Origin of the sequence: Hyphomicrobium sp. 99, assembly GCF_000384335.2 — a bacterium.
Classification (GTDB): Bacteria; Pseudomonadota; Alphaproteobacteria; order Rhizobiales; family Hyphomicrobiaceae; genus Hyphomicrobium_B.
This window is the reverse complement of record NZ_KQ031382.1, coordinates 2,824,895-2,847,930: the sequence shown is the minus strand read 5'-3', so window position 1 is coordinate 2,847,930 and position 23,036 is coordinate 2,824,895. Positions and strand designations below refer to the sequence as shown.

Genomic DNA, 23,036 nt, shown 5'->3' with positions numbered 1-23,036 from the left:
AGAGATCGACGTCAATGCGATTGCTGCTACGTCGTGAAACCCGGCTTTTTCTACTTCAAGGGCGCAGAATTCTCTCCGAACCGGTATTTGAAGCCTGCGGTCACCTCAAACTGCTCCATGCTGAGGTCGATTGGAATGCCCGGCGGGTTCAACGCCGTTCCAGAAACGTGTTCGCGAGGAGCGTACACCGCCGCCAATTCCAGATCGAGGCTGTCGGACCAGCGGTACGCGAAGCCACCCGTTATGTGATGCTGCACGACGGCGGGCGCCAGGATGTTCAATTGAACATCGCGAGAGTTGATGGGCTGCGTGTTGTAGGAATAGCCGGCGCGCAATATGAGCTTTGGAGAATATTTCCACTCGACGCCCGCCTTGATGGCGTCGACATCGTTCCAGCCGAAGCCCGGACCGTGGGCTGTGCCCAGCGAACCCGGAGCGAGAAGTGTCGAAGGGTCGCCCACCGAGTTCGTATCGGAGAACCAGATATGGCGATAGTCGACCAGCAAGGTCACGGCCGGCGACACGTCGACGGCGATGCCTGCCTGGACGTTGGCAGGAATATCGAAGTCGCCCCCGTCGGCAAACAAGCCCTTGTATCGGGTGAACGGATTCGTCCAAATCGGCGTGCTGCCGGCGACGCCGACACGGAAGGTTGGCAGGACGGCCCACTCGATACCGGCCCGGACACCGCCACCGAACTCGTGGTCTTTTCCTCGATTGGTCAGAGCTGAAGGATCGGAGGAGAATCCGCCGAACGCCGCCAGACCATCGGCCTGGAAGATCTGAAGTGCTACGACCGGCGCGACGCCGACCGACACGTTTCCGAACTTCTTGGCCAAGGCGACCGAAAGCAGCATCTGTTGCAGATCGACGCCTGCCTTGCCGGCGCCGAAAACATTGGCACTGGCCGGGTACGTCGTATTCATTCCGCCGTTGCCCGACAACGACAGCGAAACGGCATCGAAATAGGGGTTGCCGAGGGTTTTCCAGTTGATCGCCACATTTGGCAGCAGGAACGCGTTACGATCGCTTTCCACCGTAGAACCGGCAATCGTAGCCTGGCGGAACGGCAGGAAGACCGATGCCGCCAAATCGACTTCGTTGTCCGCGTGAACAATGCCGGCAGGGTTTAGCGCCGCGGACGTCGCGTCCTTACCATCGGCGACACCTGCACCACCCAAAGCCTTGGAACGGGCTCCGATGCCGTCCAGGAAATAGCCATCCGTCGCATGTGCACTCGAAGATGCGACCACAGCGACGGCAAGCGCAAAAGCGCGTGCGCCGCGTTGAAAATTCCCCATAGCAGTCCCCCACGCCGAAAGTTCCCTGGGCGACGCTAGGGACGGTAATTGCCGATGAGAACGAATTATTAACGCTTTGCTTATGCGTAAACTGAGAGGTCGGCGCATCCGTTCGCCGTCGCGAGGCTCCCCAATGTGCCGACACCCACTTCAGCGGGTTCTGATGTCCGCAAACTCCGCATTCCCTCGGTACGAAATCCTGCCGACGGAAAGCGCTCTTGTCCGCTAAGGGTCAAAAGCGCCGGCCGATAGCCAGCAGTGCAAACATAATCCTCGAAACCAGACATAGGATTAATCAGTTGGCCTGAGCGGGTGCATGTTGGTTCGTCTCTCTAACAAGGAGACAGACTATGGAAAAGGACCAGGCATGCCCAATTGAAAAGCCGACGGCTCGTATACCTTGGAACAAGGGTAAGCTCATCGGCGCAAAACCTCGGCTGAGACCGAGTCACGTTTGGTCGATCCGCACCAAACTTCAGATGCAGGGCAAGAAACGCGACCTCGCTCTGTTCAACTTGGCTATCGACAGCAAGCTGAGGGGTTGTGACGTCGTTGCTGTCCGCGTCGATGACGTGGCCCCCAGCGGCTACGCAGCAGACCGCGCCACCATCCGGCAGAAAAAGACAGGCAGACCCATTCGCTTTGGACTAACTGACCAAACACGTCTGGCCCTCGATGAATACTTGAGGTCGACTGGAAGGAAGGCCGGTCAGGTTCTGTTCGTGGGACGACGAAATGGCGAGCGTGGGCTGACGACAAGGCAGTACGCGCGGCTCGTGCACGAATGGGTTGCCAGCATCGGGCTCGATCCAGCGAAGTTCGGCACGCACTCACTACGACGGACGAAGGCGGTGCTTACCAGTGGCATGGGGTGATAATCATAATGCTGTGAGACGGATCGGGCATTCCCTTGCGGGGCGTTAGGGAGGTCATAGCTGCAGCCTTTTCTTTATTGGTTCCCGATATGCGCATCGGGCACAGAAGAAAAAACTATTCGCCGGAAAATCTCGTTCCGAGCGCTGCTGGTGCGCTACGAATAACGTGGGACGTCGAGCTTGGAACAGCGCCCTAACTTTGGTATCCCTGCTTTGTTTAAAAGATGTCGGGACAGGAAGCCGGGGTTGTCGACAACTCTGATCCTCTCCAGCTTTCCGTGATTTGAAGGCTAACGCGTTTGCCTGTCCGATCGTGCAGGACTTCCGATCATGCCCGCAGAACGAAGCGCGACATTGGTTTACGATGGCGACTGCGGGATCTGTCGCTATTGGGTAGACTATTGGAAGCAGCAAACAGGCGACCGGGTCGTCTACCGGCCTTACCAAGAGGCGGCCGGGGATTTTCCCGCCATCCCACGAGAATGCTTCGCACGCGCTATTCAGCTCATTGAGCCCGACGGCACGATCTATGCGGGCGCGGCAGCGACCTACAGAACCTTGCGTCACGCGCCAGGGCGGGCCGCCTGGTGGTGGATGTACGAACACATCCCGGGATTCGCCGCCGCAAGCGAACGCGCCTACGCATTCTTCGCGCGGCGCAGAGGTCTGCTTAACCGGATTTCTTACATCTTGTGGGGAGCACGACCGGAGCCCGAACGCTATGATCTCGTCTCGTGGGTGTTCCTGCGGTTGCTCGGCGGCATTTACGTCATCGCATTCGCTTCCTTGGCGGTGCAAATCCAGGGGTTGGTCGGGGAAAGTGGCATTCTTCCCGCCGGTGAATATCTGAATGCTGCACGTCAGGGATGGGGCATGTCGGCCTATTGGCGAATGCCGACGCTCTTCTGGTTGAATGCCAACGATGCCGCGCTTTTCGCGGCGACCGGTCTCGGCATTCTTCTGGGGCTTATCGTTGTGTTTGGAATATGGACCCGCGCTGCACTGGTCGGGCTATTCGTTCTTTACTTGTCGTGCGTCTATGCCGGCCAAGTCTTCATGAGCTACCAGTGGGACTTGCTGTTGCTCGAATCTGGCTTCCTGGCAATTTTCCTGACGGCGGGTTCGCGCATCGTCGTCTGGCTCTACCGTTGGCTCATCTTCCGCTTTCTCTTCATGTCCGGAATCGTGAAGGCCATCTCCGCGCAGCCGACGTGGCATGATCTCACAGCGCTCAAGTACCATTTCATGTCGCAGCCTCTCCCAACGCCGCTGGCGTGGTACGCCGCTCAGCTACCGCCCTGGATGCTTGCGGTCGGGACCGCGGCGACGCTCGTCATTGAACTCATTCTCGTGTTTCTGATCTTTCTGCCGCGCAGGCTACGTGCATTTGCAGCTTGGTGCATCCTGATATTCCAGGCCTTGATCATACTCACGGGCAACTACGGCTTTTTCAATGTGCTGACGATTGCGCTTTGCGTTTTTCTGTTCGATGACGCCGCCATCCGACACGTTATTCCGCAAAAGCTGAGCCTATGGATCCAAAATCGTGCGCCTCGTCCGGGCAAGACCGCGACGGCCTGCGCGCTCGTATTGACGCTGTTGGTCGTTCCGGTCGGTGTCGATCGCATCGTGCAGGCACTCGCATTGCCAAATCTGCCCGTTGTGAATTCCATGACTCAAGCGATTTCGCCATTGCTCATCGTCAATGCCTATGGACCGTTCGCGACGACAACGACGAGCCGGCCGGAGATCATTGTTGAGGGTTCTGACGACGGTCAGAATTGGCGCGAGTACGACTTCCGCTATAAGCCCGGGCCAATCGATCGCCGGCCGTCATGGAATATCCCGCATCAGCCGCGGCTAGATTGGCAAATGTGGTTCGCGGCCTACGGTAGCTTCTCGCAAAATCCATGGTTCGAACGTCTGCTTCGACGACTGCTCGAAGGCAGCGCACCCGTACTTGCATTGCTCGGCCCTAACCCGTTTCCCGATCATCCGCCCAAACGTGTGCGCGCGCTTCTCTTCGACTATCGATTTGCCGATACCGGCCAGTGGTGGATCCGCCGACAGGAAGGACTCTATTTTCCCGAAATAAGTTCGAAATAGCAGGAGCGGATCGACGGACGATTACAGCATTACCTTCTCAAGCGGACTTGGTCGGCGAGTGCCTTGGGATCGCTTACCAAAGCGAGCCTGATGACCGCTGATGGGATATTGCGGTTTGCCCCTTTCTCGCGCGCTCAAGGCAGGGGCCTAAAAGACGCCGCAAGGTGCGAATATCGGCACGAACACGGGCAAGGTTTACAACAGATCACGCCAGAATGAGCCGGTTGCGATTAATCGTAATATTGATGTCTTTGCTGATCCACGCAGCGATCGGCAACTTAATGCTGGCTTCGTCGCGAAAATCCATCACAGATGCGCTCGACTTCGGGCAAGGCGTTGACATTGTACTTGTCGAGCGAGGTATCGCGGCCGAGGGACTTGTGAATCTCGGCGACGCAATGCAGACGATCGAACCGGCCAAAATCTTCCCCCTTCGACCGCCGCCCCAATCGGATGAGGTAAAGCCGGACGAGTTGCGCGACGTGATTGCTTCGGATGCGAACAGTGTCGAGGAAGTCGTGGTCAACACGCAAGAACCGCCGGCGCCTCCCCAGCCGGATGCGGCGCAGGTCAAGGAACAGCGGCCGCCTCAAGCTGCGATCTTCACTGAGGAAAGTTCCGGCCCAGCGAAGACAGGCGCCGATGCGAAAGCGATCGGTCTCTACCTTGGCCAGATCCAAAAGCACGTTGAGCGCGCGAAAGTGAGCCCGCCGTCGCGGCGGTCCGGAACTGTCGTCATGCGCTTTACGATCGGTCTCGACGGCAAGCTCTTGTCGCGAGAGGTCGTATCAGGCTCGGGCTTTAAAATACTCGATGATGCCGCCGTAGCCGCGCTCGACCGGGCGGCACCTTTTCCTCCAATCCCGCCAAAAGTCAGCCTAAGGCCCATCTCACTTACGCAGCAATTCACATTTGAGGCGAAGCTTTTGAAAGGAAGATCACCTAACTCACGCAGGGAATAGATCCCCTCCACAAGCTTGCGTTTCGATGCGATCGCCCTTCGGGAGACGATGTCCGATTCACTCCATCGACGGTCAAAGTCTACGTCAACTGTGAGTTCGGCTTCAGGCCATAACCGGACCTCCGTTGCATTGCTTGTGCGAATTGAACGTCAGCCTGTCGAGACCGCGACGCCCCTGCAAAGATACCCGACCGAGCGCGGCACGCCGTCAAGGTAGTAGTGATCAACCTCTGGCAGCCGAAAGCCGGCTTTTTCAAAGTTCGACGCGACAGGTCGGTTCAGATTGCAGCCAACGGCGAGGCGCTTCCATATTGGGTTGAGCCGATGCTGCCACGTTGCGACCTTCTCATCGTGTGCCAGCCCATGTTCCAAGAACAGCACGCGGCCTGTCGGCTTAAGAACGCGCCGTAGCTCTGCAAGTACGCGCATGGGATCTTCGACGGAGCACAGGGTGTAGGTGACGACCGCCGTGTCTATCGAAGCGTCGGATAGCGGCAATGCCTCGGCAGGCGCCTCGATAATCTCCAGGAGCACCGGAGACGTCGCGTGCCGCCCGGAGCCGATACGAAGAAAATCCGAGCCGGGATCGACGCCTATCACGCGTTCCACACGCGCCGGATCGTAGAGCGGCAAGTTGAGACCCGGGCCAATCCCAATCTCGAGCACTACGCCTGACGCGTAAGGTACGACCTTCAAGCGTTCGGCGGTAATGTCTTGCATGGAGCAGAGGCAGCTTACGAAGCGCGGACCGATGTATCGAGCGTAAAGACCCATGACTTCCTCTTTGAATGAATGGAATTGGATCTGCTTAAAGAACCTCCTTCTGTGGAAGTGTTCCGCCGGTTACAAGTCCGCTAGGGGCCATGAGCACGCATCAGCCGTCCGCAACTTCGACCGGTCGTCCCCAGAAAGCGGACCTGGCGGGCGACGGCGTACGCGTGGCCCATCCAAGTGAGGCCAACTTCTGCTTCTGGGATGAGTGTCGCGAACAGGGTCAACCGGCGCCACTGCGGTAGGGGTTATCCGAGAGCGGTCGTCGCCTCTCCGACGCTTCGGGCCAAAAGCGGACGTTGATAGGCCGGAATCGACGGTCCGCGAGGGCATAAGAGCAGAAATCGGAAGCCGTCAGCGCCGGTGACACACTCCCGCCTTGGGCGGCAGGGGGAAATGCGAATCTGGCGTACTTTGACACAAGTCAAGGTCAAGTCGCGCGTCGCGGATCAAGGAAATGACCCAGTTAAAATAACGTCCGCAATCAACGGACCGGATGGGGGAGGGCGATCGTGAAAGACACCGCCGACGAAAGATCCGGCCTAAGTGATATGCTGGCTCTCGGTAGCGCTCTGCTCTTTGCGATCATCGGATTGATTTTGGCAGTTGCCGGCGTCGACGAGGGCATGCGGCTGCACGGCTTGATACTCTGCGCGGCGAGCGCAACGGCCGGTGTTTATATTCTTTCCCATCCGACAGACCTCCGGAGAGAAAAAGCGTCCGGCTATTTCGACGGGCCCGTTCGTGTTGCGACTGTCGCGTGCGTATTTTGGGGCGTCGTCGGATTTCTCGTCGGCGACGTTCTTGCCTGGCAGCTCGCGTTCCCCGCGCTCAATTTCGATTTGCCCTGGACCAATTTCGGCCGGCTGAGGCCGGTGCATACGTCCGCCGTTATCTTTGCATTCGGCGGCAATGCGCTGATTGCAACATCTCTTTATGTCGTTCAGAGGACTTGCCGAGCACGGCTCCCAGGCAAGTGGGCTCCTTGGTTCGTCGTGTGGGGATATCAGCTCTTCATCGTGTTGGCCGCGACCGGCTATGTTCTCGGCGTTACCCAAGGAAAGGAATATGCCGAACCCGAATGGTACGTCGACATCTGGCTGACGATCGTTTGGGTTGCCTATCTGTTGATCTTCCTCGGCACGCTCAGAAAGCGCGAGGAGCCGCACATCTACGTCGCGAACTGGTTCTATCTCGCCTTCATCGTGACGATCGCAATGCTGCACATCATCAACAATCTCGCGCTTCCCGTGTCGCTTCTGGGCTCCGAGAGCTATCCGTTGTTCCCCGGCGTTCAAGGCGCAATGACCCAGTGGTGGTACGGGCATAACGCCGTCGGCTTCCTCCTGACGGCAGGTTTCCTCGGCATCATGTATTACTTCATTCCGAAGCGTGCCGAGCGGCCCGTCTATTCCTATCGCTTGTCGATCGTACACTTCTGGTCGCTGATCTTTCTTTACATCTGGGCAGGACCGCACCATCTCCATTACACGGCGCTGCCGGACTGGGCACAGACGCTCGGCATGACGTTCTCGATCATGCTGTGGATGCCGTCGTGGGGCGGCATGATCAATGGCCTGATGACGCTCTCGGGCGCCTGGGATCGGCTCAGAACCGACGCCGTCATTCGCCTGCTCGTCGTCTCCGTCGCCTTCTACGGCATGTCGACGTTCGAAGGGCCGCTGATGTCAATCAAGGCGGTGAACTCCCTTTCTCACTATACGGATTGGACGATTGGGCACGTGCATTCGGGCGCGCTCGGGTGGGTCGGTATGATCTCCTTCGGCGCCGTCTATTGCATGGTCCCTTGGCTCTGGAAGCGCGAAGGCCTTTATTCGATGCGCCTCGTCGAATGGCACTTCTGGCTGGCGATGATCGGCATCGTTCTCTACATCACGTCGATGTGGGTGGCCGGTATTACGCAAGGCCTGATGTGGCGTGCCTACGATCACCTCGGCTTCCTCAAATATTCGTTCATCGAGACCGTCGAAGCGCTTCATTGGCCGTACGTCATCCGCGCGACGGGTGGCGCGCTCTTCCTGATCGGCGGCTTGATCATGGCCTACAATGTCTGGCGCACGATTAAGGGGGCCCACCCAGTCGACCTTAAGGATCAGCCCCGTGTCGCGGCTGCACCCGAACTCCGCCCCGGCATCGTCGCCGCTCCGGCTGAATGAGGGAAGCTATGAACCACGCAATCTTCGAAAAGAATTCCCTCATTCTCCTGATCGCCACTCTGATTGTGGTCTCGATCGGCGGCATCATCGAAATCGCGCCTCTCTTCATGCTGCAGTCCACGATCGAGAAGGTCGAAGGCATGCGCCCCTATTCGCCGCTGGAACTCGCGGGCCGCGATATCTACGTGCGCGAAGGCTGCTACAATTGCCACAGCCAGATGATCCGCTCATTGCGAGACGAGATCGAGCGTTATGGACATTACTCGCTAGCCGCAGAGAGCATGTACGATCACCCCTTCCAGTGGGGATCGAAGCGCAATGGTCCTGATCTCGCTCGGGTTGGCGGCAAGTATTCCGACGCTTGGCATGTCGAGCATATGCGAGACCCGCGTTCGGTCGTGCCGGCTTCGATCATGCCCGGCTACCCATTCCTCGAAAAGACACCGCTCGACTACAGCAACATCGCAGATCGCATGAAGACGTTGCAGCGTATCGGCGTGCCTTACACCGACGAGATGATCGCCAACGCCAATGCTGATTTGCTTGCGCAGGTCTCTTCCGACACAAGCGCGACGAAGGCCCTGATGCAGCGGTATCCGAAGGCACAGGCCAGAAGATTCGACGGGCAGCTTGGTGACGACGTGCCGCCAAGCGAGCTCGATGCTGTTGTCGCCTATCTGCAGATGCTTGGCACACTCGTGGACTTCACGAAATTCGACGCCAGCGGTCCCAATCTCAGGTGAGACTATGACTTACGACGAAGCACAGGTTCTCTCGCAACTCGTCTCGATGGCGATTTTCATGGCGCTTCTCGTCGCGGCGTTCATCTACGCATTTCGCTCGTCGAACAAATCCACGTTCGAGCACGTGGCGAAGACGGCGATCGATCTGGACAGAATAGAGAAACAGTGACAGCCGATGGTCAGCCAAAAGCGCATTGATGAGGTAACCGGCACCGAGACCACAGGGCATGTGTGGGACGGCGACCTGATGGAACTCAACAAGCCGTTACCGCGATGGTGGTTGCATGTCTTCTATGCCTGTATAGCCTGGGCATTTGGCTATTGGCTCGTTTATCCGGCTTGGCCGACCCTGACTGACTATACGAAAGGTTTTCTCGGTCACAGCCAACGCAGTGCAGTTGCGAAAGACGTCGCTATGGCAAAGGCGGCGCAGGACCAGTATCGCGCGGCGATTGCGAAGACGCCCATAGCCGACATCAAAAAGAATCCCGAGCTATTCGAATTCGCTCGAGACGGTGGCGCCGCTATTTTCGGCGACAACTGCGCCCCTTGTCACGGCCGTGGCGCGCAGGGTGCCGTTGGATATCCCAATCTCAACGATGACGATTGGCTGTGGGGCGGCGATCTCGAAAATATCCAAACGACCATCACTCACGGCATTAGATCCGGCGATCCGAAGACCCGCGACACAGCCATGCCGCGGTTCGGTCTCGATAAAATCCTTGAGCCGGCGCAGATCAGGGATGTCGCCAATTATGTCCGCTCGCTCTCGCACCTCAATGTCGATGCCGCGGCCGCTTCACGAGGCGCAGCAATCTTCGCGGACAATTGCGCAGCATGTCACGGGCCTGACGGCAAAGGTAACACCGACATTGGCGCACCGAATTTGACCGATGCCATCTGGCTCTACGGCAGTAGTCAGGAAGCGGTGATGCGCAGCATCGAAACGGGTCGCGGAGGAATGATGCCGGCGTGGACCGGTCGTCTCGATCCCGTCTCGATCGAGATGGTCGCGCTCTATGTCCATTCACTTGGAGGCGGCAAACCCGAGCCTGAAAAGACCGCACCGGCCGAGGCGCCTAAATGACGATGCTAGACGGGCCCAACAAGTTCATTGTGGATAATGGCAGCGGCGAAGCCAAGCCCAACAACGCGCCGATTCAGACGAGCATCTATGCGTCGCATAAGAAGATATATCCAAAAGAAGCGCATGGAACCTTCCGAAACATCAAATGGGCCGTCACGGCGATCACGCTCGGCATTTATTACATGCTGCCATGGATCAGATGGCATCGCGGTCCGGGCCTGCCTGATCAAGCGTTTCTTCTCGACTTTGCCAACCAGCGACTGCTGTTCGGACCGATAGAGATTTGGGCGCAAGAATTCTATTATGTGACGGGTGCACTGGTCCTCTCAGCACTATGTCTTTTTCTAGTGACGGCAATCGCAGGGCGAATGTGGTGCGGGTATGCATGCCCACAGACGGTCTGGACCGATCTGATGATCGCAGTCGAGCGATTTTGGCAGGGTGATCGTAACGCTCGCTTGCGTCTCGATCAGAATGGCTGGTCATTTGAGAAGCTCTGGAAGAAAACCGCCACCCATATTTCGTGGGTGCTGATCGCTCTCGCCACCGGCGGCGCTCTCGTATTTTACTTTCGCGATGCGCCGACCCTTGCTGTCGAACTCGCCACCGGAACTGCTCCGCCGGTCGCGTACGTCTTTCTCGGAATCTTCACCCTTACAACCTATCTGCTAGGCGGCATCGCGCGGGAGCAGGTCTGCATTTACATGTGCCCCTGGCCGCGCATCCAAGGGGCAATGCTCGACCGCGATTCCCTCTTCATTTCCTATCGTGATGTCCGAGGCGAACCCCGCGGCTCGCATAAGCGCGACGAGAGCTGGGAGGGAAGGGGCGACTGCATAGACTGTAAAGCTTGTGTCGCCGTCTGCCCTACAGGCATCGACATTCGCAATGGCGCACAGCTTGAGTGCATACAATGCGCGCTATGCATTGATGCTTGCAATGAGATCATGGATCGCATCGGCCGTCCGCGCGAGTTGATTGCCTATACGACGGCAGCCAACCTCGAATGCGCCACCAAAGGTCCTCGCGACGGCTGGCGGATCGTACGGCCACGAACAATCCTCTATTCGATTCTGATTACGGCCATCGGCGGCCTCATGTTGTGGTCGCTGCTCAACCGCGCAGATACACAAGTCAGCGTCGCGCCCGACCGCAATCCGTTGTTCGTTCTGTTGAGTGACGGCGGTCTGCGCAACGGCTACACGGTGAAAATTGCCAACAAGCTGCAGAGCACGCGGCATTTTAGGATCGCCATTTCAGGACTTCCGGGCGCCCGTCTCCAGTTTATCGAGTTCGATAATCAGGATCCTGTAATGGATGTCGCCCCCGCGGAAGTCCGCGCGGTGAAGTTCTTCGTTTCTCTCAATCCTTCCGCGCGGAAAGAAATCAAGGGGGAGTCGACTCCCATGACGATCACCGTGACGGACATTGCGGATGGGAAATCAACTTCGCGTTCGACGACGTTCAGCGGGCCAGTGCCATGAAAGCCGACGTCATGAAACAAACAATTTCTGGCCGAGGCGGGATCAACGGTTGGCATGTGCTGTTCGGCATGATCGCCTTCTTCCTGATCGTCACTGCGGTCGATGGTGTGATGATTTATAAGGCCGTCTCGACATTCGGCGGCGATACGCCGGACGCCTACCGGACGGGCCTGCTGTACAATCAGCGCATCGCCGAGGAACGCCGGCAGGATGAGCGCGGCTGGACAGAATCTACAAAGTTCGACGGTCGGACCGGGACGTTCAGTGTGACGCTTAAAGACCATGCGGGTCACGGCGTCGACGGCTTGCAAATCACCGGGACTATCGGCCGCCCGGCAACGGATATTGCCGATCATAATCTGGTCCTGACCGCTGCAGGTGGAGGGACCTATTCGACGGTCGTGCCCAATCTGTCGGAAGGCACGTGGGATATATCGCTGGTTGCCAGCCAAGGCGATGGCGCCCAGCGAAGCATCGTCTATCGAGCAAAGGCGCGGCTATGGAAGCAGCCCTGATCGCTCCGCCGGCGCAGCAGAACGCGTCGCTCCAGGATCCCACGGCAAACCTCGAGACGGTGACGCTGTCCGTTCCCGAGATCGTTTGCGGAAACTGCATCCGCACAGTGGAGACGGCGCTAAGAAGCATTCGAGGTGTTTCAGCAGCACGCGCCAACCTCGCTCTGCACCGCGTGACGGTAACACTCCGCCGAACCGACAGTGCAGGTCCCGATGTGCCGGACCTCGTCGCAGCTTTGAAGAATGTCGGCTACACAGCCGCAGAACTCGTCGAAGGCGCGGAGACGGCAGCTTCGCGCGGGCGCACGAGCGAACTCATTCCAAGGGTTGGCGTCGCGGGTTTCGCAGCGGCCAACATCATGCTGCTGTCCGTATCGGTCTGGTCCGGCGAAGTGTCCGATATGGACAGCTCGGTGCGCGACCTCTTTCATTGGGTGTCAGCGCTCATAGCGCTGCCGGCCATCGCCTATGCCGGCCAACCATTCTTTCGTTCGGCTTTCTCGGCTCTGCGCGCTCGCCGCCTCAACATGGATGTTCCGATCTCTCTCGGCATCCTCCTCGCGACCGCGATGAGTCTATTCCAGACGATAAAGGGGTCGGAGCAGGTCTATTTCGATGCCGCGACGACGCTCGTCTTCTTTCTTCTGATTGGCCGGACGCTCGATGAGAGCATGCGCGTACGAGCTAGAGGTGCCGCGGAAAATCTGCTGAGCCTTAGGGCCATGAGCGCGACTGTGGTTTCCGAAGACGGATCGGTGCGCTCCCTCCCGGCTCGCGCTCTCTTGCCGGGGATGCGGGTGGCGGTTGCTGCCGGGGAGCGCATACCCGCAGATGGCATCATTGCCTCAGGCGTCAGCGAAATCGACGAGAGTTTGATTACCGGCGAGACCGTACCGCGCAGTGTAGCGCCGGGCGCTCACGTTCACGCCGGCACGGTCAACGGCGGCGGGATTTTGCACATTCGTGTCACCGTCGCCGACGAGAACACGCTGCTCGCGGAAATCGGTCGCCTGATGATCGCGGCAGAGCAAAGCAGAGGCCGCTATGTACGGCTCGCCGACAGAGCGGCCCAAATTTATGCGCCTGCCGTTCATGTGCTCGGGCTGCTGACGTTCACGGGCTGGATGCTCATGGGAAGCGGGTGGGAGCTCTCGCTCACTCATGCTATCGCAGTGTTGATCATCACGTGCCCGTGCGCCTTGGCGCTAGCGGTGCCCGCTGTGCAGGTCGCGGCCATGAGCCGGCTATTCCGTCGGGGCGTCATCGTCAAGGCGGCCGACGGTCTCGAACGGATGGGCGAGATCGACAGCGTCGTTTTCGACAAGACGGGCACCCTGACACTCGAGCAGATTGTACTGGCTGACGATCAGAAGATCGATTCCAAGCTTCTAGCCCGCGTTGCTTCGCTCGCGGTTACGAGCCGGCATCCCTATGCACAAGCCATCGTTCGTGCCGCACGTGACCGCGGGATCGTCATTGACGCTGTCGAAGGCGTTCAGGAGGTCCCCGGCTCCGGGCTCTCATATATCAAAGAGGGACGAGAGGAACGACTCGGGTCTGCGCATTGGGTCGGCGCTGGTGCCGATCAGAATGCCGAGGCTTCTCTCTGGTACAAGTCGGCCGATGGAGCGCCGATTGGCTTCCGCTTTTTCGATCTCATTCGGCCCGACGCGGGAGAAACCGTCAAAGCGCTGCGAGATGCCGGCTACGCCGTCGAATTGCTGTCTGGCGACCGGCCTCAGGCCGTTGCACGTGCCGCTGCTGCGAGCGCGATCACGGATTGGCAGGGTGCGTTGCGTCCATCTGAGAAGCTTGAACGCATCGGCGGATTACGAGCGAAAGGTCATAAGACGCTGATGGTCGGCGACGGGCTGAATGATGCCCCGGCGCTGGCGGCAGGATATGCCTCGATGTCGCCCGCATCGGCGGTCGACATCAGCCAGGCAGCCGCAGACGCGGTATTTCAAGGCGATCGGCTCGAACCGGTCGTCGAGACGCTGAAGGTCGCTCAGGCTGCACGGCGGATGGCCCTGCAGAACTTTGCAATTGCGATTGGATACAACGCGGTCTTTGTGCCGATTGCGATGCTCGGGCATGTGACGCCGTTGGTCGCGGCGCTGGCCATGTCGACATCGTCGATCGTCGTGACGGCAAATGCGATCCGCCTCAGGACGAAGAAGCTCCGCTTAAAGTCCGTCAGGAGGTACCAATGACCTCTCTCGCGTGGCTCATTCCTGCAGCATTGACGCTCGGGCTGATGGGGCTCGGCGGCTTTTTATGGGCGCTGCGCAGCGGTCAGTTCGAAGATCTCGACGGCGCCGGCTGGAGGGCCATCGAGGACGGCGAGCCTGCGAACACGGCCGCGCAGGAAGAGTCTGCGGATCGCCATGCTTGAATCGGTGGTCATATCGGGAATCGCATTCGGACTCGCGAGCGCGCTGCATTGTGCTGCGATGTGCGGTGGAATTGCCTGTAGCGCGTTGGTGCTGCTTGGCGCGCCGGCCACCCGAGACCGATATCGGCAATTGGCCATCATGCAGGCAGGCCGCGTCACGGCCTATGCAACGATTGGCGCAGTCGGCGGCGCGATCGGGGCCGGGCTCGCGGCGCCGCGGGGAGGAATAAGCTTCGAGGTCATGCAATGGGCTGCCGCGATCTCGCTGATGTGGATGGGGCTGGTGCTTGCGGGTGTAATGCCGCGTATCTCTTTTCTAGATCGCGGAGTTTCCTACCTTGACCGAGCGTTCGACACGATCGCCGGGCCGCTTCGAAAGAGGCGGACGGCCGGACCATTCGCATTGGGCATCGCATGGGGGCTCAATGCGTGTCCGATGCTCTATGGAGCGGTGTTCTTTTCCTCGCTCACAGGCTCGGCACTTCGCGGATTTCTATTCATGACAGGATTCGGACTTGGCACGTTGCCGGCTGTCTTTGCTGCCGCAAGCGGCCTGACCTTCTTGCGCAAGATAAACGCCAACCCGCAGGTGCGGCTAGCAGCAGGCATGACGTTAGCTCTCGCCGGGCTCGCGAGCATCTACGTGCCCTGGCCGACCATCCCAGGATTTTGTCTGCTTTGACACCAAAAGCGGACCTCAATTTACGTATGAAGAAGTTCCGCGTTGGGTCAAAATCGTCGACGAGTAACCATCTGCTCGATGATACACGCCGAAACCGGACATAGGATGAGCAAGTCAGCCTGAGTAGGCACATGCTGGTTTGTCTCTCTAACAAGGAGACGAGCATGCACGCACAGATGAGAAGCGGACATCAGAAATGCCCTGCAATAAGGGCAAAATGATCGGCGCGAAGCCTCCACTGAGGCCCGGCCATGTCTGGTCGATAAGAACCAAGCTGCAGATTGAGGAGCGAAAGCGGGATCTGGCCCTGTTCAACCTCGCCATCGACAGCAAGTTGCGCGGCTGTGACCTGGTTGCCGTTCGCTTAGATGATGTCGGGCCGAGCGGCTATGCAATGGATCGCGCTACAATACAAGAGAAGAAGACTGGAAGACCCGTTCGTTTCGAACTAACCGATCAAACGCGCCTTGCTATCGACGACTATCTCAGACTGACGGGCCGAAAGTCGGGACAGGTTCTGTTTGCTGGTCGTGGCGACGGTCAGCATGGGTTGACGACAAGACAGTACGCCCGGCTCGTACACGACTGGGTCGCCAGCATCGGACTCGATCCGGCAAAGTTCGGTACCCACTCGCTGAGACGCACGAAGGCAGTGTTGATCTACCGTCGCACTGGCAATCTGCGCGCGGTTCAGCTTTTGCTTGGGCATTCCAAGATTGAGAGCACGGTTCGCTACCTCGGCATTGAGGTCGATGACGCGATCGAGATCGCAGAAAAGATCGACATTTGATCATGGCGTGAACTTTCACGACGACAGGATTTGAAGTCTTACTTCCGGCGATGGTGAGATAGATCCCGTCATAGTGATTTCGACGGAGGCTGACCACGTCGCCGCGTCGAGGGCCAGTGTATCGCGCAACGAAGTAGGCGGTCATCAGCTCAACGCGAGGGTTCGAAGCTTCGGACACCTTCATCTCCTCCTCGCTCCAAGGAGTAAAGCTCTCGGGACTGTCCAAGCGCCGGAGCTTCGACGCAGGGGTCAACATTTCGATTTCCTGCGCATAAAATTCTCGGGCACCCCAGCAGGGGCGCTGTTGTACAGCATTGCGTGTCTTCGATCTAATAAGGTGCGGACTGCGGATCTGGGCATTGCCGCCCGTATTCTTTCAACGAAACCCAGCCACGTTGTCGGATCACAACCCGATCACAATGAGTTCGCTGCACCAGCTCCGGGGGCACGCGTCACAACCTGCTAGAAGATTTGGAGCTAGATAATCCTTGGGCGTGATAATCTGTTTGCGTCCTATTGTTGTGGAAACACGCCCCCAAGCTTCCGATTATGGAGGATTGATGACACCGCGACCGTCTATGACGGTCGTCAGCGGCTCCTTTTCGGGGCTCTCAGAACTTCAACGCGTCGCGTCGGAGTGAACCAATGGGATATTTTCGATCGCCGTATTTCAATGCATCGTCTCGAATTGGCCAAGTCACGTTCATAACTCGTACTGCCAGTGATTTGCTCGCCAGCGCCGCCGCAAGCCCCGCTATAGCTCTAATAAATGCAACACTACTTTTTCTGTTTGCTACTTTGCAGCAGCACTTTCCTGGTGTCGCACACCGTGCAATTTCTACGTTAGTCGTTTTATGGGCCTTTGGCGTCTTTTTACAATTACGGAACTACCGGCTACCGCTACTTTGCTTATTGGCCGTCTTCCTCGGATTTGCGTATTTCGTCGAATATACAAACTTCGGCCCTCGCAATATCATGCGCTCTTGGCTGATACTCTCGGGCCTAATCCTCGCGATTGAACTCATCGTCGTCGGTGTGATGCGTAGCCTTCCGCAGTTTTTCCAGACGATATTCTCTGCAATTTATTACGCTGCACTGTCCGGCGCTCTATTGGGGATATTCTGCTATAATCTCAGCTTCAATGTACCGATTTCCAAACTAACGACACAGGCTTTGCTTCAAACGACTATGTTTGAAACGCGGGAGTTTCTCTCGATTTACGTCGACTTTCGTATTATTGTTTTGGTGGCCATTTATCTAACGATCATCATCGCCTTCAATGTTGCCCAGCATAGGGTGACCAACCCTCACGTCCCTCTGCGAGCGGTCGCAGCAATTGCTATTGTTGCTTTGGCTCAGTTTATATACGTCTACAAGCCCACCGATCTATATTCCGCGACCGTCGGCTCTGTCTCCACTTACTACGACGAGCTCGTTCAGATGCGAAAGATCGCGGCAGCCCGCTTCAAAGCTTTGCCTTCGATCGCTGCACATAAGAATACTAAGGGGGAGACCTATGTGCTCGTCATTGGTGAGTCACAGAACAAAGACCACATGAGCCTTTATGGATATGAAAGGCAAACGACGCCCTGGCTCGATGACCAGATTCGGAGTTCCAACTGGATCCGTTTCACCCATGCATTTTCCAACCACACGCACACCGTCCCGACGTTGAGCCTCGCATTGACGTCTGCAAGCCAATATAATGGTAAAGCCTATTATGGCTCGCCATCTATTCTTGACGTGGCGAAGGCCGCGGGCTTTCGAACTTACTGGTTGAGCAATCAAGTAGGTTTGGGCGGCTGGGATAATCCGATTTCGGCCATCGCGGAAACGGCTGACATCTATATTAAGATCAATAGCCACATCGGTCTTACAACCGATACGAATTACTTCGACTCCAAGCTCGTGGAGACGTTTCACCAGCTGAAGAGTCAGATCAACAATACAGATAACAATTTAATCGTGTTCCACATCATGGGAAGTCATCTGGATTACTGCAATCGCTTTCCAAGTAGCTTTGCGAAGTTTAACGGCGAGCCCCCCTTCGTACAAGTCAACGTACCTGCCAACGCCGAGTCCGAAAGAAACAAGACGGTTGATTGCTACGACGATAGTATAGCTTTCACCGATTTTGTGCTGTCGCAGATTTTCGCCGAGGCGAAGCAGCTACCTGGTCTTCGAGCTTTCGTCTATCTGCCTGACCACGCCGATGCGGTAGATGCGGGACTCGGGCACGATGCGGATCAGTTTAGCTTCGCAATGACGCATATCTCTTTGATTGTCTGGCTATCTGATGCACTCATGATCAGCGAACCGGTTCGCGCCAAGGCGCTTCGCGATCACCAAAATTCGATTTGGACCAACGACCTTCTTTACGATCTGGTGGTGGGGCTCACGGGAGTAGACGTCAAGGACTACGATCCAGGTTACGACCTGTCCTCAAGCAGCTACAGCTTGAATTGGAATTCGGCCCGTACTCTTCATGGGGATAGAAAAATCATGGACGATCCACAGTTTTCGCGTGGGGGCATTCAAACATCGTCGGTGCATTGAGACGTGGCCAATGAAGCGCGCACCGCTCCTTGTTTGCGAACGGGAAGCCTATTGCCGAGTATTCTCAGCATTCAATGCCGTGTCCCATCAAGTGAATTACCATTTCCGAATGCAGCGTTTTGACAATATCCATATCCCCACAAAACTTCCCGCAGCAAACGATCGGTCAAAGATCATTCCATTCTGTCAGTGGTGTCAGGGGGACTTCCCGATAATCAGATAAGCTTGAGATCACCCGTATCGTCGAGCAATCGTATCTGCCCGTGTACCGGGCATTGGACGAGCTCGGCATCAGGCCTTGCTCCTTCTATCGCTGGTAATGATCGTATCAAAGCGGCGGCCTCGAAGCGCTTGAGAATAAGTCATCGAGGAAAGCAGATGGAGGGAACGCGGGAGCTAAGCCTCTCTCTGACCCGAAGCAGACAACAAGCCGAATTTGATGAAGTGTCCGTTCAAGGTCGTTAGCAATCGTCGTCGATCGGGCGCCTCGACGACAGCTTCCGATAAGCCGACGGCCATTCGACGGTATGGGAGTATCGGCCTTTCCCTCGAAAGAGACTCTGCGCGCGACAGCATCGCATGAGCTAGCGACCTACAGAGCGTGACCGGCCGCCCAGCCGCTGGCCCAAGCCCATTGAAAATTATAGCCGCCAAGCCAACCGGTCACATCAACTGCTTCGCCAATCGCGTAAAGCCCGCTTACGTTCCTTGCTTGCATGGTCTGCGAGGACAGCTCGTCGGTGCTGATCCCGCCGGCCGTGACTTCGGCTTTGGCGAATCCTTCGGTGCCGGTGGGGCGAAAGCGCCAGTCGGAAAGCCGCCGCTGAGCCTGTTCGAGCATTCGGTCGGGAGTGTTTGCGAGCTCTCCGCTAAGCCCTATGCGCTCGGCCAGAGCTTCGGCGAGACGCGCAGACAATGCATGCGCCAGCACGGAGCGCAGCGCGGAACGGGGGTAGCTGCGCTTTGCCTCAAGGAGCCAGGCCGATCCGAGCTGCGGCAGAAAGTCGATCCCGATCTCTTCGCCGGGCGTCCAGTACGAGGAAATTTGCAGTATGGCCGGGCCCGATAGCCCCTTGTGGGTAAATAGCGCAGCCTCGCGAAATGCGACGTCGCCACATCGCGTGACGACATCGGCCGAGACGCCCGACAGCGACTGGAACAGCGTCTCGTCTTTCCCAAGCATCAGCGGCACAAGCGCTGGTCGGGGCGCGACGACCGCGAGGCCGAACCTGCGGGCAAGATCGTAGGCAAAGCCGGTCGCCCCCATTTTCGGTATGGAAAGGCCACCCGTTGCGATCACTAGTGCAGGCGCGGCGGCGGCCTCATCGCCGAAGCTGACGCGGTACATCCCATCGGCGTGCTCCAGCTCGCGCACACCGTGGCCAAGCCTCAGCTCGACGTGACCTTTGGCGCACTCCTCGAGGAGCATGGCGACGATCTGCCGGGCGGGGCCGTCACAGAAAAGCTGCCCCAGCGTTTTCTCATGCCAAGATATTTGATGGCGCTCGACCAGGGCGATGAAGTCTTCGGGTCGAAAGCGGCGCAGCGCCGACTTGGCGAAGTGGGGGTTGGCTGACAGGTACCGCTCGGGCGGAGTATGGAGATTGGTGAAATTGCAGCGGCCGCCGCCCGAGATGAGGATCTTCTTTCCCGGCTCGTCGGCATGATCAATCAAGAGAACCTTGCGTCCGCGCTGGCCCGCCGTGAGGGCACACATCATCCCCGCCGCACCTGCGCCTAGTATTATTGCGTCATAACGGTTGGATGCTCTCGTGCTCACGGACTCTGCTGCGCGACCTCTCTCGACCTCAGATTAATACAGAGTCTGCTTCAATACTGTTCCATCGGCTGCGGCAACCCCGAATTGCCGTCCGACAGTAATCTGCGTGCGGCGGCAGCTCTTGCTTGGATATTCGAATAAGGGCTTTTCGCGTTTGCCACGTAGGACGAGGCGGTGGCCAACGATACGCTTCAACCGCTTCCGCTTCGACGTGCGCGCGACTTAAGTTGCCGAAGCGCGAAATTCTCGCGATCCGCCGAAATTTCGAGCAGTCAAAGAGATGAGCCACTTCCGGTCCTGCGTATCACGCCATAAATTGCCCCTGTTTATAGACGTTTCCCCGGGCTGCCGGTCTGGCATCGATGTTGCAGACCTTCATCTCGAAGCTCAATTCGCAAGATGACGGATGTATCGAGAATTCTCTGTCCAAACCACGCCTCTGCCGCAACGAGCCCGGTCATGGCAAGAAGCCGTATCGCAAATCATCTTGCCGTTCGAAGCGTCGTTTCGGCATCCAGATAGCTTCAACGCAATCCTGCGAAGTTGGGATCTTGGAACCGCGTCCTTGACGTGGATGCGAACAGATTCGGTCCGCTACATTAGAAGAGTCGGCCACGTCCAAAGCGATCACGAAGATAATATCCTAGTCTCCTTCTCATCGCATTCCGACGTCTGCTTCGAACAAGATGGCATTCGGCTTCAATGTCCGAAGAAGCAGTTCTTTATCGAAAAAGGCCGCGAACCCTCGGATTTTCTGCAAACCGATAGCAACGAAATTTGGGTGCTCAAGATACCGCTAGCATCCGTGAAAAGGCACATTCGATCCCTTGACCCTTTCTACGGGAGGCTATTCGACGGGGATTCCGGCGTAGGCGGCCTCTTGTTCGACATGGTGCAGCAAGTTCCTCACAGGTTCGGATCGTCCGTTGGCTGCTCGGCGGAAGGCATCGGCAATACATTCATCGAGCTTCTGGTTCTTGCGATCGAGTCTCATAATCGTGCGGTGAATAGCTCACAATCGTCCGTACAACGCGCTCACCTAAGTCGCGTCGAGCGCTTCGTGAAGCAAAACATTGGCAATCCCAACCTCTCGCTCGAGATGATCGCCGGGGCCTGCAATATCTCGGTTCGCTACCTACACACGCTTTTTCAAGGCAGTGGGACGTCGATCGCGCATTGGATCAGGGACATGCGGCTGGAGGCTTGCCGGGCGCAACTCTCGGAAACAAATCGACGGGAGCGCATAAGCGAGATCGCATATCGGTGGGGCTTCAGCGATCAAGCTCAATTCAGCCGGCACTTCAAATCTCGATATGGAATGACACCACGAGAAATGCGCGCTGCAGCAGGTCAAGACGCGCTGATCAAGCGTTCGCCGATCGGCCCTTAGCGCCACGAAATGCTGTCCAACCGAAAGCTTGGCCGCCATCGACTTGTGAGCTTGCCGGTTCGGCACGGTAATTTCTCGCGCGCGTATGCCTGCCCGGGAGTTCGTTTGGCAAATTAAAAAATCCTGGAGTGCATTATCGCGCAATAAATCGTTCGCTCATTTGCAAGTTGGCGTTGGTCAGACTGCTATCGTGTCGGTCAGGTTAACAGGCGCCTGAAGCGATGGTCTCGCCAACCGGAGAAAGCAAACCACGACCTCTCAAACATCCGAGCCATCTAGGCCGTTCGGCATCGCCGGCGGCTTGCTGGAAATCTGTGTCCATTCTCGATTGAGGCAACCCAGGAAACATCGATGTACAAACGCTTCCTCACGACCGTGATCGCTATCACTGCATGCTTGGGGGTCTATCTGACGCCCGCTCGAGCCGAACAGAAGGATCATTTCCGGATTGCATGGTCGATCTACGCGGGGTGGATGCCGTGGGGCTACCTGAAAGACCAAGGCATTTTGAAGAAGTGGGCGGACAAGTACAACATCACCATCGAACTCGTCCAACTCAATGACTACATCGAGTCCATCAACCAATACACCGCCGGCAAGTTTGACGGATGCGCCATGGCCACCATGGACACGCTGACGATCCCGGCTGCGGGCGGCGTCGACACGACAGTCCTCATCATGGGTGATTACTCGAACGGCAACGACGGCATGGTTATGAAAGCCGGCAAATCCGTTGCCGACATCAAGGGACAGAAGGTCAATCTCGTCGAGTTTTCCGTGTCGCATTATTTGCTGGCTCGCGCGCTGAGCAGCGTCGGCCTGACAGAGCGCGATGTGACGACTGTCAACACATCCGAAAGCGACGCAGTCTCTGCATTCACCGGCTCAAACGAAATTCAGAACATCGTGAGCTGGAACCCGATGCTCAGCGACATCAAGAAAGTGCCTGGTTCTACGGAAGTTTTCGATAGCTCCAAGATCCCTGGAGAGATCATGGACGTCATGACCGTGAACTCGGAAACTCTGAAAGACAATCCTGCTCTCGGCAAGGCACTTGCAGGCGCCTGGTATGAAATGTTGGCTTTGATGAATTCCGGTACGCCGGAAGCAGAAAAAGCCATCGCCTCAATGGCGGCTGCGTCGGGCACGGACGCTGCGGGATTTAAGGCGCAGCTTGCCACGACCTACATGTTCAACACGCCTGCCGAGGCACTCAAGTTCCAGGATTCCGCTTCTCTGAAGAAGACGATGGATCTGGTCCGGACCTTCTCATTCGACCACGGATTGCTGGGGCAAAACGCGAAGTCGAAGGACGTCGTCGGAATCGAATTCCCGGATGGGTCGACGATTGGCGACGCCAACAATGTCAAGTTCCGTTTCAACACAACTTTCACAGCGATGGCTGCAGAAGGAAAGCTGTGAG

The 23,036-nt window shown here is 57.4% G+C and carries 19 protein-coding genes; 16 read left to right on the top strand and 3 right to left on the bottom strand.

Features of this window, described 5'->3' with window-relative positions; all coding sequences use genetic code 11:
- Positions 1–50 precede the first annotated feature (50 nt).
- On the bottom strand, positions 51–1,301 hold the full coding sequence (locus G359_RS13725) for an OmpP1/FadL family transporter (RefSeq protein WP_045836589.1): 1,251 nt from the start codon (positions 1,299–1,301) through the stop codon (positions 51–53).
- A gap of 350 nt (positions 1,302–1,651) precedes the next feature.
- Here G359_RS13725 and G359_RS13720 point away from each other — a divergent pair, with 350 nt between their 5' ends.
- The 3 genes from G359_RS13720 (at position 1,652) to G359_RS13710 (ending at position 5,244) form a co-directional block, all read left to right on the top strand.
- A complete protein-coding gene (locus G359_RS13720; protein ID WP_052699381.1) occupies positions 1,652–2,176 on the top strand; it encodes a tyrosine-type recombinase/integrase in 525 nt (174 codons plus the stop codon).
- A 330-nt stretch (positions 2,177–2,506) separates the two neighbouring features.
- Positions 2,507–4,282, top strand: a complete 1,776-nt coding sequence (locus G359_RS13715) for a lipase maturation factor family protein (protein ID WP_045836588.1) — start codon at positions 2,507–2,509, stop codon at positions 4,280–4,282.
- A 245-nt stretch (positions 4,283–4,527) separates the two neighbouring features.
- Complete coding sequence (locus G359_RS13710; protein WP_245280036.1) at positions 4,528–5,244, top strand: TonB family protein; 717 nt, start codon at positions 4,528–4,530, stop codon at positions 5,242–5,244.
- A 149-nt stretch (positions 5,245–5,393) separates the two neighbouring features.
- Here G359_RS13710 and G359_RS13705 read toward each other — a convergent pair whose 3' ends face one another.
- Positions 5,394–6,047: a class I SAM-dependent methyltransferase gene (locus G359_RS13705; RefSeq protein ID WP_256363877.1), complete on the bottom strand. Its 654-nt coding sequence runs from the start codon at positions 6,045–6,047 to the stop codon at positions 5,394–5,396.
- Between the two features lie 518 nt (positions 6,048–6,565).
- Between G359_RS13705 and ccoN the strand changes: the two genes are divergently transcribed.
- The 11 genes from ccoN (at position 6,566) to G359_RS13650 (ending at position 18,443) form a co-directional block, all read left to right on the top strand.
- Entirely contained in the window at positions 6,566–8,191 is a 1,626-nt protein-coding gene (ccoN, locus tag G359_RS13700) for a cytochrome-c oxidase, cbb3-type subunit I (protein ID WP_045836585.1), read from the top strand.
- An 8-nt stretch (positions 8,192–8,199) separates the two neighbouring features.
- Positions 8,200–8,934 (top strand): cytochrome-c oxidase, cbb3-type subunit II, encoded by a 735-nt coding sequence (ccoO, locus tag G359_RS13695; RefSeq protein WP_082072933.1) that lies wholly within the window; start codon positions 8,200–8,202, stop codon positions 8,932–8,934.
- A gap of 4 nt (positions 8,935–8,938) precedes the next feature.
- The gene (locus tag G359_RS13690; RefSeq protein ID WP_045836583.1) at positions 8,939–9,103 is read left to right on the top strand and encodes a cbb3-type cytochrome c oxidase subunit 3; all 165 of its coding nucleotides are present in this window, start codon (positions 8,939–8,941) and stop codon (positions 9,101–9,103) included.
- A 6-nt stretch (positions 9,104–9,109) separates the two neighbouring features.
- Positions 9,110–10,021, top strand: a complete 912-nt coding sequence (gene ccoP / locus G359_RS13685; protein WP_045836582.1) for a cytochrome-c oxidase, cbb3-type subunit III — start codon at positions 9,110–9,112, stop codon at positions 10,019–10,021.
- Positions 10,018–11,505, top strand: a complete 1,488-nt coding sequence (gene ccoG / locus G359_RS13680) for a cytochrome c oxidase accessory protein CcoG (protein WP_045836581.1) — start codon at positions 10,018–10,020, stop codon at positions 11,503–11,505. Before ccoP ends, ccoG begins: the two co-directional genes overlap by 4 nt.
- An 11-nt stretch (positions 11,506–11,516) precedes the next feature.
- Positions 11,517–12,020, top strand: coding sequence for a FixH family protein (locus G359_RS13675; RefSeq protein WP_045838010.1), 504 nt, complete (start codon positions 11,517–11,519; stop codon positions 12,018–12,020).
- Positions 12,005–14,233, top strand: a complete 2,229-nt coding sequence (locus G359_RS13670) for a heavy metal translocating P-type ATPase (RefSeq protein WP_045836580.1) — start codon at positions 12,005–12,007, stop codon at positions 14,231–14,233. The genes G359_RS13675 and G359_RS13670 overlap by 16 nt, the downstream gene beginning before the upstream one ends.
- On the top strand, positions 14,230–14,415 hold the full coding sequence (ccoS, locus tag G359_RS13665) for a cbb3-type cytochrome oxidase assembly protein CcoS (protein ID WP_045836579.1): 186 nt from the start codon (positions 14,230–14,232) through the stop codon (positions 14,413–14,415). The genes G359_RS13670 and ccoS overlap by 4 nt, the downstream gene beginning before the upstream one ends.
- Positions 14,408–15,097: a sulfite exporter TauE/SafE family protein gene (locus tag G359_RS13660; RefSeq protein WP_045836578.1), complete on the top strand. Its 690-nt coding sequence runs from the start codon at positions 14,408–14,410 to the stop codon at positions 15,095–15,097. The genes ccoS and G359_RS13660 overlap by 8 nt, the downstream gene beginning before the upstream one ends.
- Before the next feature lie 196 nt (positions 15,098–15,293).
- Positions 15,294–15,887 (top strand): tyrosine-type recombinase/integrase, encoded by a 594-nt coding sequence (locus G359_RS13655; protein WP_045836577.1) that lies wholly within the window; start codon positions 15,294–15,296, stop codon positions 15,885–15,887.
- 645 nt (positions 15,888–16,532) lie between these two features.
- Positions 16,533–18,443 (top strand): phosphoethanolamine transferase, encoded by a 1,911-nt coding sequence (locus G359_RS13650; RefSeq protein ID WP_082072932.1) that lies wholly within the window; start codon positions 16,533–16,535, stop codon positions 18,441–18,443.
- A gap of 592 nt (positions 18,444–19,035) precedes the next feature.
- Here G359_RS13650 and G359_RS13645 read toward each other — a convergent pair.
- Positions 19,036–20,223, bottom strand: a complete 1,188-nt coding sequence (locus G359_RS13645; RefSeq protein ID WP_256363860.1) for a BaiN/RdsA family NAD(P)/FAD-dependent oxidoreductase — start codon at positions 20,221–20,223, stop codon at positions 19,036–19,038.
- A gap of 406 nt (positions 20,224–20,629) precedes the next feature.
- Between G359_RS13645 and G359_RS21135 the strand changes: the two genes are divergently transcribed.
- Both G359_RS21135 and G359_RS13635 read left to right on the top strand, forming a co-directional pair.
- Positions 20,630–21,613 carry a helix-turn-helix domain-containing protein gene (locus G359_RS21135; RefSeq protein ID WP_045836574.1) on the top strand — a complete coding sequence of 328 codons (984 nt, stop codon included), beginning with the start codon at positions 20,630–20,632 and terminating at the stop codon, positions 21,611–21,613.
- A 351-nt stretch (positions 21,614–21,964) separates the two neighbouring features.
- Positions 21,965–23,035, top strand: coding sequence for a putative urea ABC transporter substrate-binding protein (locus G359_RS13635; protein ID WP_045836573.1), 1,071 nt, complete (start codon positions 21,965–21,967; stop codon positions 23,033–23,035).
- Position 23,036: the final 1 nt, after the last annotated feature.